17 protein-coding genes, 1 tRNA gene and 1 pseudogene are annotated in these 15,828 nt (G+C 58.5%); 16 read left to right on the forward strand and 3 right to left on the reverse strand.

The annotated features are described in order from the left end of the window. Window positions 1–816, reverse strand: an 816-nt coding sequence (locus tag LEPOCDRAFT_RS01590; RefSeq protein WP_009453454.1) for a DMT family transporter, incomplete at its 3' end; no start/stop codon positions are given. 21 nt (window positions 817–837) lie between these two features. On the opposite strand from LEPOCDRAFT_RS01590, the gene LEPOCDRAFT_RS01595 reads away from it, so the two are divergent. Continuing rightward, entirely contained in the window at window positions 838–1,392 is a 555-nt protein-coding gene (locus LEPOCDRAFT_RS01595; RefSeq protein ID WP_009453455.1) for a M48 metallopeptidase family protein, read from the forward strand. On the opposite strand, the gene LEPOCDRAFT_RS01600 is transcribed toward LEPOCDRAFT_RS01595, so the two are convergent. Continuing rightward, a complete protein-coding gene (locus LEPOCDRAFT_RS01600; RefSeq protein ID WP_172632728.1) occupies window positions 1,353–1,955 on the reverse strand; it encodes a LuxR C-terminal-related transcriptional regulator in 603 nt (200 codons plus the stop codon). The genes LEPOCDRAFT_RS01595 and LEPOCDRAFT_RS01600 overlap by 40 nt on opposite strands. A 69-nt stretch (window positions 1,956–2,024) precedes the next feature. On the opposite strand from LEPOCDRAFT_RS01600, the gene LEPOCDRAFT_RS01605 reads away from it, so the two are divergent. The 4 genes from LEPOCDRAFT_RS01605 (at window position 2,025) to LEPOCDRAFT_RS01620 (ending at window position 6,111) form a co-directional block, all read left to right on the forward strand. Then, on the forward strand, window positions 2,025–2,363 hold the full coding sequence (locus LEPOCDRAFT_RS01605) for a hypothetical protein (RefSeq protein ID WP_009453457.1): 339 nt from the start codon (window positions 2,025–2,027) through the stop codon (window positions 2,361–2,363). Between the two features lie 2 nt (window positions 2,364–2,365). Next, window positions 2,366–4,660, forward strand: coding sequence for a putative bifunctional diguanylate cyclase/phosphodiesterase (locus tag LEPOCDRAFT_RS01610; RefSeq protein ID WP_009453459.1), 2,295 nt, complete (start codon window positions 2,366–2,368; stop codon window positions 4,658–4,660). Window positions 4,661–4,754: 94 nt separating this feature from the next. Continuing rightward, window positions 4,755–5,456 (forward strand): CoA transferase subunit A, encoded by a 702-nt coding sequence (locus tag LEPOCDRAFT_RS01615; protein ID WP_009453460.1) that lies wholly within the window; start codon window positions 4,755–4,757, stop codon window positions 5,454–5,456. Between the two features lie 16 nt (window positions 5,457–5,472). After that, a complete protein-coding gene (locus LEPOCDRAFT_RS01620) occupies window positions 5,473–6,111 on the forward strand; it encodes a CoA transferase subunit B (RefSeq protein WP_009453461.1) in 639 nt (212 codons plus the stop codon). 38 nt (window positions 6,112–6,149) lie between these two features. On the opposite strand, the gene LEPOCDRAFT_RS01625 is transcribed toward LEPOCDRAFT_RS01620, so the two are convergent. Further along, window positions 6,150–6,226 (reverse strand) — tRNA-Pro (locus tag LEPOCDRAFT_RS01625). 65 nt (window positions 6,227–6,291) lie between these two features. Between LEPOCDRAFT_RS01625 and surE the strand changes: the two genes are divergently transcribed. The 11 genes and pseudogenes from surE to LEPOCDRAFT_RS01680 form a co-directional block, all read left to right on the forward strand. Then, window positions 6,292–7,056 (forward strand): 5'/3'-nucleotidase SurE, encoded by a 765-nt coding sequence (gene surE, locus LEPOCDRAFT_RS01630; RefSeq protein WP_009453462.1) that lies wholly within the window; start codon window positions 6,292–6,294, stop codon window positions 7,054–7,056. A 40-nt stretch (window positions 7,057–7,096) separates the two neighbouring features. Beyond that, complete coding sequence (locus LEPOCDRAFT_RS01635; RefSeq protein ID WP_245526374.1) at window positions 7,097–7,885, forward strand: protein-L-isoaspartate O-methyltransferase family protein; 789 nt, start codon at window positions 7,097–7,099, stop codon at window positions 7,883–7,885. Between the two features lie 39 nt (window positions 7,886–7,924). Beyond that, complete coding sequence (locus LEPOCDRAFT_RS01640) at window positions 7,925–8,845, forward strand: peptidoglycan DD-metalloendopeptidase family protein (protein WP_009453464.1); 921 nt, start codon at window positions 7,925–7,927, stop codon at window positions 8,843–8,845. A 10-nt stretch (window positions 8,846–8,855) separates the two neighbouring features. Continuing rightward, entirely contained in the window at window positions 8,856–10,334 is a 1,479-nt protein-coding gene (locus tag LEPOCDRAFT_RS01645; protein WP_009453465.1) for a protein adenylyltransferase SelO, read from the forward strand. 22 nt (window positions 10,335–10,356) lie between these two features. Continuing rightward, the gene (gene msrB / locus LEPOCDRAFT_RS01650) at window positions 10,357–10,740 is read left to right on the forward strand and encodes a peptide-methionine (R)-S-oxide reductase MsrB (RefSeq protein WP_009453466.1); all 384 of its coding nucleotides are present in this window, start codon (window positions 10,357–10,359) and stop codon (window positions 10,738–10,740) included. Window positions 10,741–10,764: 24 nt separating this feature from the next. Then, complete coding sequence (locus LEPOCDRAFT_RS01655) at window positions 10,765–11,388, forward strand: septation protein A (protein ID WP_009453467.1); 624 nt, start codon at window positions 10,765–10,767, stop codon at window positions 11,386–11,388. Then, window positions 11,385–11,663 (forward strand): BolA family protein, encoded by a 279-nt coding sequence (locus LEPOCDRAFT_RS01660; protein WP_009453468.1) that lies wholly within the window; start codon window positions 11,385–11,387, stop codon window positions 11,661–11,663. Before LEPOCDRAFT_RS01655 ends, LEPOCDRAFT_RS01660 begins: the two co-directional genes overlap by 4 nt. Window positions 11,664–11,763: 100 nt before the next feature. Further along, the gene (locus LEPOCDRAFT_RS01665; RefSeq protein ID WP_009453469.1) at window positions 11,764–12,570 is read left to right on the forward strand and encodes a peptidylprolyl isomerase; all 807 of its coding nucleotides are present in this window, start codon (window positions 11,764–11,766) and stop codon (window positions 12,568–12,570) included. Window positions 12,571–12,981: 411 nt separating this feature from the next. Beyond that, window positions 12,982–14,157: an AIR synthase-related protein gene (locus LEPOCDRAFT_RS01670; RefSeq protein ID WP_009453470.1), complete on the forward strand. Its 1,176-nt coding sequence runs from the start codon at window positions 12,982–12,984 to the stop codon at window positions 14,155–14,157. 11 nt (window positions 14,158–14,168) lie between these two features. After that, a complete protein-coding gene (gene aat, locus LEPOCDRAFT_RS01675) occupies window positions 14,169–14,921 on the forward strand; it encodes a leucyl/phenylalanyl-tRNA--protein transferase (RefSeq protein WP_052306359.1) in 753 nt (250 codons plus the stop codon). Between the two features lie 23 nt (window positions 14,922–14,944). Beyond that, a pseudogene (locus LEPOCDRAFT_RS01680) lies at window positions 14,945–15,682 on the forward strand (arginyltransferase); the annotation flags it as partial. Between the last annotated feature and the right edge of the window lie 146 nt (window positions 15,683–15,828).

Raw genomic sequence — 15,828 nt, forward strand, 5'->3', positions numbered from 1 at the left:
GCTGACGCCAGCCAGCACGGGCACGAGCGCGATCATGGCGCCGGTGCGTTGTGGCCCCAGGACATGGACGGCTTTGAGAAACAGCAGCATGGCCAAAATGGTCGGGCCGATGCCTTGGTACAGGCCTTGCATCAGCAGCATCGAAGGTGGCACGCTGTCCAGCGCTTTGGGCAGAAAGAGGGCGTAGATCGGCAAAAACACCAGCGCCGAGGCCAGCGCCACAAAGCGCGTCAGCAGCCACGGCTCGAAGCTCCAGCGCTTGCTGAGCACGCTGTAAAACGCCCACGTGATGGACGCGGCCAAGACCAAACCGTCACCGATCAGCAAGTCGGAGCTCCACACCAGCGGCCACGCCACGCACAGCAAGCCCAGACCGATACCGATCAGGCCAAAGCGGGTTTGTCGGGATGGCGGCGTGCGCAGCAAACCCCATGTCACCAAGGCGATCAAAAAGGGCTGTAGCCCCGACAGCAAGATGCCCACGTGGGCGGCTGGAGCGGTTTTGAAGCCGGCGTAGACCAGCACGCCGTAGAGCAACACCCCCAGCAGCGCCAGCAGCCAAAGTCGGCCGTCACGCAAGAGGTCAACGTAAAGCGTGCGCGGCAAGTTGAGCGACAGCGGCAACAAGATCAAGCTGGCCGTGCCCAAGCGCAGGGCGAGGATGTCCCAAGGGGTGAGGGCGGTCTTGCCGCCAAAGCGCGACATCAGGATGAAGCCGGTCCAAATCAGCACCACGCCGCCAGCGGCAAGGTAACCACGCCAAAGGGGTGGGGCTGTGGGAGCAGTAGCAGTGTCAGGGGTCGTCGGGCGGTTCATGGGCTGGCATCATGCCGCGCCATGGAAAAATCTGTTTTGAGCGTGTTAAATGGCTACCCCCAGCCCTTGATCGATCAAGTGCGCCAACTCATCGACCAAGGCAAGCTCGGTGAGCGGCTGCGCCAGCGTTATCCGCAAACGCATGACATCCGCACCGACCGGGCGCTTTATGACCATGTTCAGGCCCTCAAGGCGCGCTACATGCGCAGCGCACCGCCGCTGAGCAAAGTGGTGTTTGACGGCACCTTGCGTCTGACGCAGCAAGCTTTGGGCACCCACACCCGTATTTCACGGGTGCAAGGCGGGCAACTCAAGGCCAAGCGCGAGATCCGCATCGCCCGCTTGTTCAGGCTGGCTCCGGAGCCCATGCTGGCGATGATCGTGGTGCATGAGTTGGCGCACCTGAAAGAGCGCGAACATGACTCGGCTTTTTACGCCCTGTGTCAGCACATGCTGCCCGACTATCACCAGCTTGAATTCGACACCCGCCTGTACTTGATCGACCAAGATCTGCAAGCTCAAACCACGCCAACGACTCAACCCGGCTCGGAGCCTGAACCGGCCAGCAGCTTGTGAACCAAGTCCGGGGTCGAGCTGGCTCCGGTTTTACGGATCAGACGGGCGCGGAACACATCGACAGTGCGTGGGCTGATGCCGAGCTTGCGACCGATGAGCTTGCTGGTCAGGCCTTCGATAAGCAGGGCGGCGATTTCGCGCTCCCGTGCGGTCAACGCCACCCCCACGCTGCGGCGATTGGAAAGGTCTTCAAAGGCCCAAATGCCCGCAGCATGGGGCTGAGCAGGGTCCAGGGCTCGACCTGAGACGTGGCACCAGAAAAGCTCACCCGCCACCGCACCGCCCAAGCCACCGCCGACACGTTTCATGATGCGTTCATCGGCGTAATGCCCGCTGTCATCTAGGCTTGCGACGATGCGCTGGCCCGTGCGCTCGAACTCCTCGTCGGTCGGATAGAGCAGACCAAAAGATTGGCCGATGAGCTGTGCCCGCTCGGCCCCAAACATGGCCAGCATGCGTTCATTGCAATCGACCATGGTGCGTTGGCGTGACAGCACCAAACCGATAGGAGCCAGATCAAAAGCAGTTCGATAGTCCATCAATAACGGCGATTTAGTTGCCATGGGTCGTGAAAAATGAAGTAAGTTTCGGACCTTGTCCCTATCCCCCCAAAAGAGGGGGGTCAGCTGCCCATGAATGCCCCCAAAAAACAGCAAATCATCAAGGCTAAGGCCCATGAATTCGTCTTGCCGCTCATCCGTGACGGCTTGGTGATCGGTCGCGATGCGCCGATTGGCTGTGTGGCGCTGCGCAAGGCTTTGGACCTGCTGACTGCGTTTCCCTTTGAACACCTCGAAATCGAAGACGACATCATCCAAGATGTGTTGGTCCGTCAAGCCTTGTTGCGCCGCATTCCTAGGGATCGTTTGCTAGCGTTCGTGCTGCGAAACATCAAACCAGCCATGGGGGCAGAAGAAATCATGCAGCTGGAGATCAGCGTCGAGATGTTCATCGAAGAGTCGGGGGAATAACAGTGGTCGGGACTCAAGACCTAGCGCGGGACTTGGTGGCTGCGGATGCGCTCTGCAATATCTCGATGGTGCGTGTCACTGCTGATCAGCGCTACAAACCGGGGCACTTGGCCCCCTATGGGGTCTACGCGGTGTTTGCCGAGGAAGGGACTCCGGAGGCTGAATTCTTAGGCTTGGTCACAGAGCAAGATATCGCGGCCTATCCGCAGCGGATTTTTGCGGATTTGCTGCGTTTAAACCCGCCCTCTGGTCGGGTTCCAGCTGACATGCCCTTGGCGTTGCTTGGCCAGTCGATGGAAGCGCGTGAATGGCGTACCGTTCCCGTGATGGATGCTCATGGAACCCTCCTAGGTGTGGTGACACGCGCCAGTTGGCTCGCGGCCTTGCTGGCTCGCCAGCAATGGCTGCTGGAAGAAACCCGCAAGCTCAATGAGCAAATCGAACTGGATCGCCAACACAAAGAGACTTGGGCGGTACGCCTGCAGAATCTGCATGATGCCGCGCGCACCTTGTTGAGACTGCTGTCTCACACCACGATTGAGCGCGATCTGCTGCAAGGAGGCATTGAAGCCTTGGTCAAGGTGATCCAAGCCCGTTATGGGGCGATCGGCATCTTGGATAGCGAAGGCAACTTGTCCCAATTTGTCTACACCGGCCTAAGTGCGGAAGAAGCGGCCCAGATTCATGAATTCCCCAAGGGCCGGGGTTTGCTGGGTGTGGTGATCCAGCAGGATGTCGCCCTGCGGTTGGAAAACATCCACGCCGATGCACGCAGTGCCGGATTTCCCGCAAACCACCCACCCATGACCTCACTGCTGGCTGTGCCGGTATCCCACATGGGCCGGGTTTATGGTCGGATCTATCTCAGTGACAAACCCGATGGCGAACCGTTCTCAGCTGAAGATGAGTTGCTGACCCGCAGTTTTGCCAATTCGCTCTCGTTGGTGCTGGACAACGCTCGTCGCCTTGAAGAAGTGCAACTAGCGCGTCATCGGCTAGACCTGATCGCGCATTTCGATGCTCTCACGGGTTTGCCGAATCGAGCCTTGCTGATGGAGCGGCTTGACCAAGCTTTGGGAGTTGCACAACGCAATGGCACCGCACTCAGCGTGCTGATGCTGGATCTGGATAACTTCAAACGTATCAACGATGCCCGAGGCCACGAACAAGGCGATCAACTGCTCAACAAGGTGGCGGAGCGCTTGAGGTACACCCTGGGTGATGATGATCTGCTGGCTCGCTTGGGCGGTGACGAATTTGCCATTTTGTGTGCCGGCCGGGGCCACGAGGCCACGGCACGACTGGCGCAGAACGTTTTGGCCTCGTTCAAAACCCCGTTTGACATCCTGAACGATCAGTTCTTCCTCAGCGTCAGCATCGGTGTGGCGTGTTATCCGGCGGATAGCGACAGCGCGGCAGGTTTGATCCGTAAAGCCGATACGGCGATGTATCAGGCCAAGGACAGTGGCAAAAATAGCGCCCGCTTCTTCACCGCCGACATGGATCAAGCCGTGCAGATGCGTACGCGCCTTGAGGCCCAGTTGCGCCGGGCCTTGGATCAAAACGAGTTCAGGGTTTATTTCCAACCGCAAGTTGATTTGCGCACCCACCGCATCGTCGGTGCGGAGGCCTTGATTCGGTGGGTGCGGGAGGATGGTTCGATGTGTCCGCCCAGCGAATTCATCCCCGTGGCCGAAGAAACTGGGCTGATCACCCCCATCGGTGAATGGGTGCTGCGTCAAGCGTGCACCGAGGCGGCTCGCTGGCAGCGTCTCAGCGCAACACCGGTTTCCTTGGCAGTCAACCTCTCGGCCTATCAGTTCCGCCATCAAGATCTCAGCCGCTTGGTGCAAGAGATTTTGCGCGAGACCGGACTGCCGGCACAGATGTTGGAGCTGGAAATCACCGAAAGCTTGCTGGTGCAAGACGACATCAGCGTTGGCACCACCATGCAGGATCTGCGTCACTTGGGGGTGCATTTCACGGTGGACGACTTCGGCACCGGCTATTCGAGCCTGAGCTACATCCGCCGCTTTCCGGTCGAAACGATCAAGATCGATCAGTCGTTTATCCGCTATTGCGTCCAAGACCACAGTGCAGCGACCCTCGTCGAAGCCATTTTGGCGATGGCATCAAGCTTGAACCTGCGGGTGGTGGCCGAAGGGGTGGAAACCATCGAGCAGCGCGAACTTCTACGCAGCCTGCGCTGTGGTTATGCCCAAGGTTATTACTTCGGTCGGCCGATGCCGGCTGAGGATTTTGCCGCCTTGCCCGCATTGGCGATGGGAGTGGCGTAGTCAATTCTACGTACGCAATACGTATGTGATTACGTAGTACGCTTCGTCTGGTCCGCCCATGTCTTCGGGCGGTTGTCATTCGGAGCGTAATGCCATGAACAAGATTTATCCGAGCGCCGCAGCGGCACTCGACGGTATCGTCAGAGACGGCCAGTTGCTGGCGGTCGGCGGTTTTGGCCTGTGTGGGATTCCTGAAGCGTTGATCGACGCGCTGCAAGCCACCGGGGTCAAAGATTTGACGGTGATTTCGAACAACGCCGGGGTCGATGGCTTTGGTTTGGGCAAGTTGCTCACCACTCGCCAGATCAAAAAGATGATCTCCAGCTACGTGGGCGAGAACAAAGAGTTCGAGCGCCAGTATCTGAGCGGCGAGTTGGAGTTGGAATTCACCCCCCAAGGCACGCTGGCTGAAAAACTGCGCGCAGGCGGCGCGGGCATCCCGGCTTTCTTTACCAAGACCGGCGTGGGCACCATCGTGGCTGATGGCAAGGAAATCCGTGAGTTCGACGGCCACAAGTACGTCATGGAGCGCGCTCTGACGCCGGAAGTGTCGCTGGTCAAGGCACACATCGCCGACAAGTCGGGCAACCTGATCTTCAACAAGACGGCGCGCAACTTCAACCCGAACGTGGCCCAAGCCGGCAAGCTGACGGTGGTCGAAGTCGAAAAGATCGTTGAGATCGGCGAACTCGATCCGGATCAGATCCATCTGCCCGGCATTTTTGTGCACCGCATCGTGCTCAACACCACCCCGGAAAAGCGCATCGAACAGCGCACCATCCGCAAAACCATCTGAGCCGAGGAGTCACAACATGGCATGGACCCGCGATGAAATGGCTGCCCGCGCAGCCCAAGAGCTGCAAGACGGCTTCTACGTCAACCTCGGTATCGGCTTGCCGACCTTGGTGGCGAACCACGTACCTGCTGGCATGGAAGTCTGGCTGCAAAGCGAAAACGGCCTGCTCGGTATTGGCCCATTCCCGACCGAGTCGGCGGTGGACGCCGATTTGATCAACGCTGGCAAGCAAACCGTCACCACGCTGCCGGGCTCGGCCTTTTTCAGCAGTGCTGACAGCTTCGGCATGATTCGGGGCGGCAAGATCAATCTAGCCATCCTTGGGGCGATGCAGGTCAGCAGCCAAGGTGATCTGGCCAACTGGATGATTCCCGGCAAGATGGTCAAGGGCATGGGCGGTGCGATGGATTTGGTCGCTGGCGTGGGCCGCGTCGTGGTGTTGATGGAGCACATCGCCACCAAGAAAGACGGCTCGACCGATCTGAAAATTCTGCCGAACTGCACCTTGCCGCTGACCGGCGTGGGCGTGGTCAATCGCATCATCACGGATCTGGCCGTGATGGATGTGACGCCCGAAGGCTTGAAGCTGGTGGAGATGGCCCCTGGCGTAAGTCGCGAAGAGCTTGCGACCAAGACCGGCGTCGCGTTGGTCTAAAAAGCAAAAAGGCCCGAAAGGGCCTTTGCTTGATCTGATGGTCGGGGTGAGACGATTCGAACGTCCGACCTACTGGTCCCAAACCAGTTGCGCTACCAGGCTGCGCTACACCCCGACAAGAGAATGAGATTCTAGCGGTAAATTCGCCCTAATTTTCATAAGAGCCCTAAAATTGCTTGCATGAAAATTTTGGTCGCCAATGATGATGGGTACTTGGCACCGGGGCTCGAAGCTTTGGTGCAGGTGTGTCGCGAATTTGGAACCGTGGAGGTGGTGGCTCCGGAGCAAAACGCCAGTGGCACCTCCAACGCCTTGACGCTTAGTCGCCCCCTCTCGGTCTTGACGGCGCCCAACGGTTTTCACTACATCAATGGCACCCCTTCCGACTGCGTCCACGTAGCGTTGACCGGGCTGATGTCTGAGCGGCCCGATTTGGTGGTGTCCGGTATCAACAACGGCGCCAACATGGGCGATGACACGATTTACTCCGGCACAGTCGCGGCAGCCATGGAAGGGTTGCTGTTTGGCATACCCTCGATCGCTTTCTCGCTGGTGGGACGTGGGTGGCCTCATCTCGACGCGGTGGCCGATGCCGCCCGACTGGTTTTGGCCGATGTACTGACCAAGCCACGTTCAGTCACCCAACCATGGCTGTTGAACGTCAATATTCCGGGCCGGGCCGATGCAGCTTCTCTGCCGCGACAGGTCACCCGATTGGGTCGGCGCCACATGAGTGAGCCGGTGATTCGTCAGACCAATCCACGCGGCGAACCGATTTACTGGATCGGTCCTGCTGGTGACGCTCGTGAGGCTGGGGAGGGCACCGACTTTTACGCCTTGGCCCAAGGCCGCATTTCGATCACTCCGCTGCAAGTCGATTTGACCGATCACGCTCGCCTTGCTGGATGGGCTGACATGCTGGGCACGGGCCAGCATGGTCAATGACGGCCCTCCGGGGCGGCCGTTGCGGCGAGTCGGTTTTCCTTTGAGTTTGGAACAGGCCACAGGACGCCATACCCCCAGCCCGCCGCTCGGCGAACCCATCGCCACGCCATCCCCACGATGGCACCACCCTGAAGACAGTCTCGAAGCATCCATGCGCATGCGCATGGTCGATCAACTGCGCGCCATCAAGAGTTTCGATGAACGCATCTTGGCGGTGATGGCTCGTGTTGAGCGCCATCGATTCATCGATACGGCCTTGGCATCACAGGCGTATGTGGATACGAGTTTGCCCATTGGGCTGGGCCAAACCATCTCCAAGCCGTCCATCATTGCTCGCATGCTCAGCCTTCTGTGCCAACGACCGGGGATGAACGCTTGGGGGGTGCCAAGTGCTCGACCCTTGGGAAAAGTGCTGGAAATTGGAACGGGATGTGGCTATCAAGCAACACTCTTGGCCGAACTGTCTCGCGAGGTGTACTCCGTCGAACGCCTAAAACTGCTTTTTGACCGGGCCAGAGACGCCATGGCACCGATTCGCGCAGCAAATTTGCGGCTTATCTACGCTGATGGTTGCTGGGGACATCCCCCGAATGCGCCCTATGACGGCATCGTTGCCGCAGCCGCTTGTCATGGTGGTGTGCCTCTTGCTTGGATTGAGCAGTTGGCACCTGGGGGGCGATTGGTGGCCCCGGTCTATATCCCAAATCAAGATCGGCAGATTTTGTGGATGGTCGATCGCCTTGCGGATCACACCCTTCAGGAATGCGGCTTGGAAGACGTGCACTTCGTCCCCTTAGAATCAGGCATCTGTGACTCGGGTCTAAGCTGAGTTGCTGTCAGGGGAAATAAAACAAATACCAGAGGTTGCATGAAGACTCCACGCTTTCTTGTGTTGATGGCTCGAGCATGGCTGTCTGGTTTGATGTTGATCACCATGATGGGTTGTGCCACTAATCTTCAAAAAACCAGCTCAGTGGCTAGGCCGCCATTGGTCGTGCGCCAGCCGCCGGCTTTTCAGGCACCGCCGCCCGTTGAGGCTTCGCGCAGCGTGGCTGATAACAATCGACCGGGCTACTACACCGTCAAGCCCGGCGACACCTTGATCCGGATTGGCTTGGAGACGGGGCAAAACTGGCGTGATCTGCAACGCTGGAACAATCTTGAACGGCCCAACCTGATCGAGGTCGGCCAAGTTTTGCGGTTGACGCCGTCCATGCCGGAAACCCCCGCTGTGACGAGTCGAGTGCCGTCAAGCGCTTTGCGCAACACCATGCCAACTTCGGCACCTCAAACACAGAGCGTGCCTAGCGTCATCGCCACAACCCCCTTACCGCCCATCACCGCCCCGGTCACGGAACCCGTGGTGGTCCCTGTCGCTGCTGCGACCACCGTCCCCACATCCAGTCGTGACTCTGGCGAAACTGATTTGATCTGGCTGTGGCCCGCCACGGGTCCTCTGGTGTCCAGCTTTGACGAAAATCGCAACAAAGGTGTGGCGATTGCCGGCAAAGCGGGTGACCCCGTTTTTGCTGCTGCCGATGGCCGTGTGGTGTACGCCGGCTCTGGCTTGAGGGGGTACGGCAATCTCATCATCGTCAAGCACAACGAGGTGTATTTGACGGCTTACGCCCATAACCAGACGTTGCTGGTCAAAGAGGATCAACCTGTCAAACGCGGTCAGAAAATTGCCGAAATGGGTGCCAGCGATACCGATCGCATCCAGTTGCACTTTGAAGTGCGCAAGCGTGGCAAGCCGATCGATCCGACCCGCATTTTGCCGATGCGTTGAAAAGCCCCGGATGACGCGATTCGATCCCGCTCATTTGCACTGGCTGGAACGTCATCCGGCCTTGGGTGACATCTTGGCCGTACCCTGCGCAGCTCAAGGCCTCCCTCAGCCGACATGGGTGGCTACCAGCGATGCTGTGGCTGAACAACTCGGTTGGCCCATCGATTGGTGGCAGCATCCTTCGGCGTTGGCGGTGTTCAGTGGCTCAGCCCTATGGCCCGGCATGCTTTCAGTCGCCACCGTGTACAGCGGGCATCAATTTGGTGTCTGGGCGGGACAACTCGGGGATGGTCGTGCGCTGTCGCTGGGCACGGTCAAAACAGGTTTATCGCATGGTTGGGATGGGCTGGAGTTGCAACTCAAAGGCAGCGGGCCCACGCCATTTTCGCGTCGAGGTGATGGTCGCGCTGTGTTGCGCTCCTCTATCCGCGAATTTTTGTGCTCTGAAGCCATGGCAGGGTTGGGTATTCCGACCACCCGTGCTTTGTCATTGGTTGCCTCACCCCTGCAAGTCCAAAGGGAAACGCTCGAAACTGCGGCCGTGGTATGTCGGGTCGCTCCGAGCTTCCTGCGCTTTGGCCACTTTGAACACTTTGCGGCCTCGGGCAACCACGCTGCGCTGCAACAGTTGGTGCTGGATGCGCTGGCTTTGTTCCCACCCAACGAACTTTTACCCGAGACGGATGCACCTGCGGTGCGCTTGCTGCGTGCAGTGGTGGCACGTACGGCAGCCCTGATCGCTGACTGGCAAGCTGTGGGTTTCTGTCACGGTGTGATGAATACCGACAACATGTCGATCCTTGGGCTGAGCTTGGACTACGGCCCCTTCAAATTTCTCGATGCCTTCGAGCCCACGCACATTTGCAACCACTCCGACAGTTGGGGTCGCTATGCTTTTGCCCGTCAACCCTCCGTAGCATGGTGGAACTTGCAGCGTTTAGCCCAAGCTTTGGCCATGCTGCAAGAACGTGATTCAGACGACTTGGAGGCCGCTTTGGCCCTTTATCCCCCCCTGTTCGAACAGGCGTGGATGGCCCGTATGCGCGCCAAGCTGGGCCTTGTGGGCTCCCATGACGAGGACGAGATGCTGGTTCAAGCATGGCTCGACCTCCTGTCCGACGGTCGCTTAGATCACACCTTGGCGTGGCGCAAATTGGCTGACATCGAAGCTGGTGGGTTGGACGCACTGATGCATGCTCAAAAAGTGCGATTTAGTGCTTGGGCCGAGCGTTACGTTGACCGTGTCCGAGCTGAGCCAGAGGCTGCGTCGACAAGGCGTATGCGGATGCTGAGCGTCAATCCGAAATACATCCCTCGCACCCATCAGCTTGAGCAAGTGATTGCTGCGGCCCAATTGGCCGACTTTGAGCCGGTGCGCAAGTTCTTGCATATGCTTGCACGGCCCTTCGACGAGCAGCCTGAGCATGAGGCCTACGCCGCCTTACCGCCGCTTTGGGCGGCCGAAATCGCGTTATCGTGCTCGTCTTGATGACATTGGAGGAGATCCCAAGATGTCTAGCGATGATCTGAAACGCCGCCTTGACCCCATCCAGTACGCCGTGACCCAAGAGGCTGCGACTGAGCCGCCGTTTTCGGGGCGCTACTGGAATCATGTGGAGCCCGGGAAATATCGTTGCGTGTGTTGTGGCGTCACTTTGTTTGACTCAAGCGCCAAGTTTGATGCGGGCTGTGGTTGGCCGAGTTACTGGGAGCCTGTGGATGCTTTTTGCGTTGAACGCCGCACCGATACCTCGCACGGCATGGTTCGCGTGGAAGTTCGATGTCATCAGTGTTTAGCGCATCTGGGCCACGTGTTTGACGATGGCCCCTTGCCGACCGGTGAGCGTTACTGCATCAATTCAGCCGCCCTTGATTTCAATCCTGATCCGTCTTAAGCCTTTCTTCAATGCTTATTCTTCATGAAACTGTTGCTTGATTTCCTGCCCATTCTTCTGTTTTTTCTGACGTTTAATTACGCCGAACGCCATGCCGACCAAGCTGCGAATTGGGCCACCGATGCTTTTGGCTTCATGGTCCAAGACGGCATGGTGGGTGCCAAAGAAGCCCCCGTGTTGCTGGCTACGGTGGTGGTGGTGGTCGCGACCTTGGTACAGGTTGTGGTGCTGAAACTGCGCGGCCGCAAAATCGATGCCATGCTTTGGATCAGCTTGGTGCTGGTGACGGTTCTTGGTGGGGCCACGATCTGGTTTCACAACGAGATGTTCATCAAGTGGAAGCCGACCTTGCTTTACTGGGCCATGGCTTCGGCCTTGCTGTTGGCGCCCATGCTGAGTGGTAAGAATTTGCTTCGCGTGCTTCTGGGCGACAAGATTGAATTGCCGGACCCTGTTTGGCGACGTCTTAACGCCGCCTGGGTGCTGTTTTTTGGCGGGATGGGCGCTCTCAACCTCTGGGTGGCGTTCAACTTTGAAACCCATACATGGGTCAATTTCAAGCTCTTCGGCGGTACGGGCTTGCTGATTTTGTTCACCTTGGGGCAGGGCGTTTACCTGTCGCGTCACATGAAAGAGCCCACAGCGTGAGTACAGATCCCTTTGAAACGCCCATTTTGGTGGAAATCGAGCGGCGTTTGCGCGCACGCTTAGATCCGGTCTTGGCGCTGACCATTCGTGATGACAGTGCTTTGCATGCCGGTCATGCGGGTGCTGCCGGCGGTGGGGGGCATTTCCACATTCGACTCCAAAGTCCGTGCTTTACCGACCTGTCTTTGGTCGCCCGCCATCGGGTGGTCTATGCCGCCTTGGGTGATCTGATGCGTGACCGCATTCATGCTCTGAGCTTGGATCTTGTGTCCTGACGCGGTCCGGGGTCGCTATGATTCACCTCCGGGCGCTTGGGTTTGCGTCTTTGTTGTTTCCCTTCCTAAAGTCCCCTCCTGAAAGGTTTGCATCCCTATCATGAAGAAGCTTTCATTGGCTGCCGTTGCGTTTGCAACCGTCTTACCCGCTCTCGTACAAGCTCAGAACATTGCTGTGGTGAACGGCAAAACGGTGCCCAAGGCACGTTTTGAAGCCTTGATCGGTCAAATCGTTAAACAAGGTCAACCCCGCACGCCAGACTTGGAACGCCAAGTCAAGGATGAGCTGGTGCTGCGCGAAATTTTCCAGCAAGAAGCCAAGCGTCAGCATCTTGACGCGACCAACGACTACAAGATCAAAACGGAAATCCAGAACCAAAACATCTTGATCAATGAGATGTTTAGCCAATTCAGCAAGGACCATCCGGTGACCGATGCTGAAGTCAAGGCGGAATACGACAAGCTCAAGGCTCAAGCAGGCGGCAAGGAATATCGCGCTCGTCACATCTTGGTCGAGAAGGAAGAAGAGGCTCAGTCCATCATCACGCAGCTCAAGGGCGGCGCCGATTTTGCTGAACTAGCCAAGAAACTGTCTAAGGATCCGGGCTCTGCACCCAATGGCGGTGATCTGGACTGGGCACCTTCGGGCAACTACGTGCCTGAATTTGGTCAAGCCATCACCCAACTTGAAAAGGGCAAATCCACCGATAAGCCGATCAAGACTCAGTTTGGCTGGCACGTGATTCGTCTTGATGATGTGCGTGACGTGCAATTTCCGCCGTTGGACGAAGTCAAAGCCCAATTGCAACAGCGCTTGCAACAGCAAAAGCTGGCTAAGTTCCGCGATGAGTTGAAGACCAAGGCTCGCACCGATTACACCTTCACCACTGACAAAGTGGGCAGCTGATTGCCTGCGGTGGATTTCACCCTCAAAAGCGGCTTCGGCCGCTTTTTTCATGCCTGATCCCGTTTTTATGCGTGAAATTACGCATGCAATATTTTGTATTGTGAAATTCTTTTTGCGGCATAAAAAATGGCCCTCGTCGCAAGTCTTGCGTGGAAGATGGACGATCTCTTTTCTTTCCGCATTGCAAAATAAAGAGCGCAAGTCCTTGATTTTTATGATCTTGTATCTTCTGTCTTATATAAGACATAAGTCTTCTTTTCCGCTAAGATTCATCCCATTCCTACCGTTAATCGATCCGCTACGCATTGGAGCTTGTGATGACCCAATTGACCCGTGAACAACGTGCCTTCCCAAGCCTGTTCACCACGTCACATCGGCCCTGAGGGTAGCGGTTCACGGATAATCCGCACCATGCAATCGACATCACAACCCTCATCCCTGCCCTCGACTGTTGCCGCCTCTGTTGCCGCAGACACCAGCACGCTCAGTTATGAGCAAGCCGGGGTCAATTACGACCTGATCGACCCGCTCAAGATCGCTGCCCAACGTGCAGCGGCAGCCACAGCGGTGTCCATGACTGGGCGTGGCTTTGCTGAAGTGACCGCCTCGCGGGGCGAATCAGCGTATGTGCTCGACGTGGGCCCGTTCTACTTGGCCTCCATCGTCGAATGCCTTGGCACCAAGACCTTGGTCGCTGACGAGATGGCACAGCTCACGGGCCGCTCTTGGTACGACGGTATCGCGCAAGACACCATCGCCATGGCCATCAACGATCTGATCACCGTCGGGGCCACGCCCTTGGTGGTGCAGGCTTATTGGGCGGCTGGTGGCTCGGCGTGGTTTGAAGACAAGCTGCGCGCCAACGCGCTGGTGGACGGCTGGAAGAAGGCGTGCGACGTCTGCAAGGTGGCTTGGGGCGGCGGCGAAACCCCGGCGCTGGCGGGCATCGTGGAAGCTGGTCGCATCGACTTGGCTGCTTCGTGTACCGGCATCGTCAGCCCGAAGGATCGTCTCTCGCTGGGTGACCACCTTGGCGCAGGCGACGCCATCGTGCTGCTGGCTTCGAGCGGTATCCACGCCAACGGTTTGAGCTTGGCGCGCAAGTTGGTTGAACGCCTCCCCCAAGGCTATTTGACCGAGATCGACCCGGTGAATCACCCCGGCCTGAGCTATGGCGCGGCGCTGCTTGCACCCACCGTGCTCTATTCGCCCGTGACTGAAGCGCTGGCTGCTGCGGGGATCCGGCCGCATTACTGCGCCAACATCACCGGCCACGGCTGGCGCAAGCTGCTGCGTCATCCGATTGAAATGACGTACCGCATCCACACCGTGCCGCCTGTCACCCCGGTGCTGAAGTTCATCCAAGAACAAGCTCGCCAAGACGATCACGAGGCCTACAGCACGCTCAACATGGGCGCGGGTTTTGCGCTGTACGTGGCTGCTGAAGACGCTGAGCGCTGCGTCGAGATCGCCAAAGCCCAAGGCATCGACGCTTGGGTGGCGGGCCGCTTGGAAGCGGGTCCGAAGCGTTTGCTGATCGAGCCTTTGGGCATCGAGTACGGCAGCGACGACCTGCAATTGCGCTGAGCACCACTGCGGTGGTTCCACACCTCCATCCTGAGCAGCTCGACTTCCCGCCCTCCACCGAGGTGTTGGGTGAGGACAGCGGCATGGCAGGTTTGCTGGCCATCGGCGGCGACTTGAGCGTAGAGCGGCTGCGGGCCGCCTATCAGCGCGGTATCTTTCCGTGGTTCTCGCCCGGGCAGCCGATCCTGTGGTGGAGCTTGGCGCCACGCATGGTGCTGCAAACCCGCGACTTCAAGCTGCACCGCTCGCTGCGCAAAACCTTGGCCCGTTTTATCCAAGAAGCCACGCAGTTGCATCCGCGCTGTGAAGTGGTTTTTGACCGCGATACCCCCGCCGTGATCGCAGCTTGCGCCGATAGGCCGCGTGAGGGTCAACCCGGCACGTGGATCGTGCCCGAGATGGTCGCCGCTTACAGCGCTTGGCACCACGCAGGCGACGTGCATTCGGTCGAAACATGGATCGACGGCGAGCTGGTTGGCGGCCTGTACTGCGTGCATTTGGGCGGCATGGTCTACGGCGAATCCATGTTTGCCCGGCGCAGCGACGCCTCCAAGATCGCGCTGGCGGCGCTGGTGGCGTTTTGCCGCTTGAAGGGCATCGACTGGATCGACTGCCAACAGCAAACCGGCCACTTGGCCTCGCTGGGTGCGGCACCTGTAGCACGTGCTGACTTTGAAGCCCATCTGCGCCGGGTCACGGCACCTGAAGCCATGAAGGCTGCGGCGCGCTGGCAGTTCGAGCCCGCCATGTGGCAAGCGCTCTAAAGGGGTTCTCTTCTAAAAGTGCCATGAATTCCGAGCTGCTGCACGCTTATCTCACCGCGCCCTACCCGTGCAGCTACTTGCCGGAACAACAAGCGCGCTCTGAAGTGGCGATCCCGATCCAGCCGGTGAGCGATGCGGTCTATCAGCAGCTCTACGTCGGTTTGATGCGCGAGGGCTTTCGGCGCAGCGGACCCTATGTTTACCGTCCGCGCTGCGATGCTTGCCAAGCTTGCACCTCGCTGCGTGTGCGCACCCACGATTTCAAGCCAGATCGCAGCCAGCGGCGCAGCGCGGCACGCCACGCTGACTTGGTGGTGCGCGTGCGGCCGGTGGGGTTCGATGCTGAACACTTTGCGCTTTATCAGCGCTACCAATCGCATCGCCATGTGGGCGGTGGCATGGATCAAGACAGCGCCAAACAGTATGCCGAGTCGATGCTGCCCAGCCGGGTCCACACTCGCATCATCGAATTCCGCGAACCCGACTTGAGGCCGAACGAAGAACTGGGCCAGCTGCGCATTGTCAGCTTGGTCGATGTGCTCGACGACGGTTTGTCGGCGGTTTACACCTTCTTTGATCCGGATGTCGTCGGCGCGAGCTACGGCACTTACGCGGTGCTGTGGCAGATTGAGCGCGCCCGGCGTCTGGGCTTGCCCTACGTGTATCTGGGCTACTGGATCGAGGGCTGCCGCAAAATGAACTACAAGACGCGCTTTACGCCGCACGAAGTTTTGATCGACGGGCGCTGGCAGCCCCTTAAGCGCGCCGCAGCAGCGTCCAAACTTCCAGCAGACCCAGCAACACCGGCTGATGCAGCATGTAAAAGCTCAGCGGCCAACGACCCAAGCGCGCCAAGGGTTGAAGCAGTCCCGTCAGTGCGCCCAAGCCCCCGCCCAAAACACCCATC

The organism is Leptothrix ochracea L12, from assembly GCF_000262525.1.

What these genes read in the sequence shown, in the direction of transcription:
- LEPOCDRAFT_RS01665 (WP_009453469.1), top strand. Translation starts at nt 11,764, where the DNA reads ATGAAGAAGCTTTCATTGGCTGCCGTTGCGTTTGCAACCGTCTTACCC.
- surE (WP_009453462.1), top strand. Translation starts at nt 6,292, where the DNA reads ATGAAAATTTTGGTCGCCAATGATGATGGGTACTTGGCACCGGGGCTC.
- LEPOCDRAFT_RS01655 (WP_009453467.1), top strand. Translation starts at nt 10,765, where the DNA reads ATGAAACTGTTGCTTGATTTCCTGCCCATTCTTCTGTTTTTTCTGACG.
- LEPOCDRAFT_RS01615 (WP_009453460.1), top strand. Translation starts at nt 4,755, where the DNA reads ATGAACAAGATTTATCCGAGCGCCGCAGCGGCACTCGACGGTATCGTC.
- msrB (WP_009453466.1), top strand. Translation starts at nt 10,357, where the DNA reads ATGTCTAGCGATGATCTGAAACGCCGCCTTGACCCCATCCAGTACGCC.
- LEPOCDRAFT_RS01605 (WP_009453457.1), top strand. Translation starts at nt 2,025, where the DNA reads ATGAATGCCCCCAAAAAACAGCAAATCATCAAGGCTAAGGCCCATGAA.
- LEPOCDRAFT_RS01670 (WP_009453470.1), top strand. Translation starts at nt 12,982, where the DNA reads ATGCAATCGACATCACAACCCTCATCCCTGCCCTCGACTGTTGCCGCC.
- LEPOCDRAFT_RS01600 (WP_172632728.1), bottom strand. Translation starts at nt 1,955, where the DNA reads ATGGCAACTAAATCGCCGTTATTGATGGACTATCGAACTGCTTTTGAT.
- LEPOCDRAFT_RS01645 (WP_009453465.1), top strand. Translation starts at nt 8,856, where the DNA reads ATGACGCGATTCGATCCCGCTCATTTGCACTGGCTGGAACGTCATCCG.
- LEPOCDRAFT_RS01640 (WP_009453464.1), top strand. Translation starts at nt 7,925, where the DNA reads ATGAAGACTCCACGCTTTCTTGTGTTGATGGCTCGAGCATGGCTGTCT.
- LEPOCDRAFT_RS01595 (WP_009453455.1), top strand. Translation starts at nt 838, where the DNA reads ATGGAAAAATCTGTTTTGAGCGTGTTAAATGGCTACCCCCAGCCCTTG.
- LEPOCDRAFT_RS01620 (WP_009453461.1), top strand. Translation starts at nt 5,473, where the DNA reads ATGGCATGGACCCGCGATGAAATGGCTGCCCGCGCAGCCCAAGAGCTG.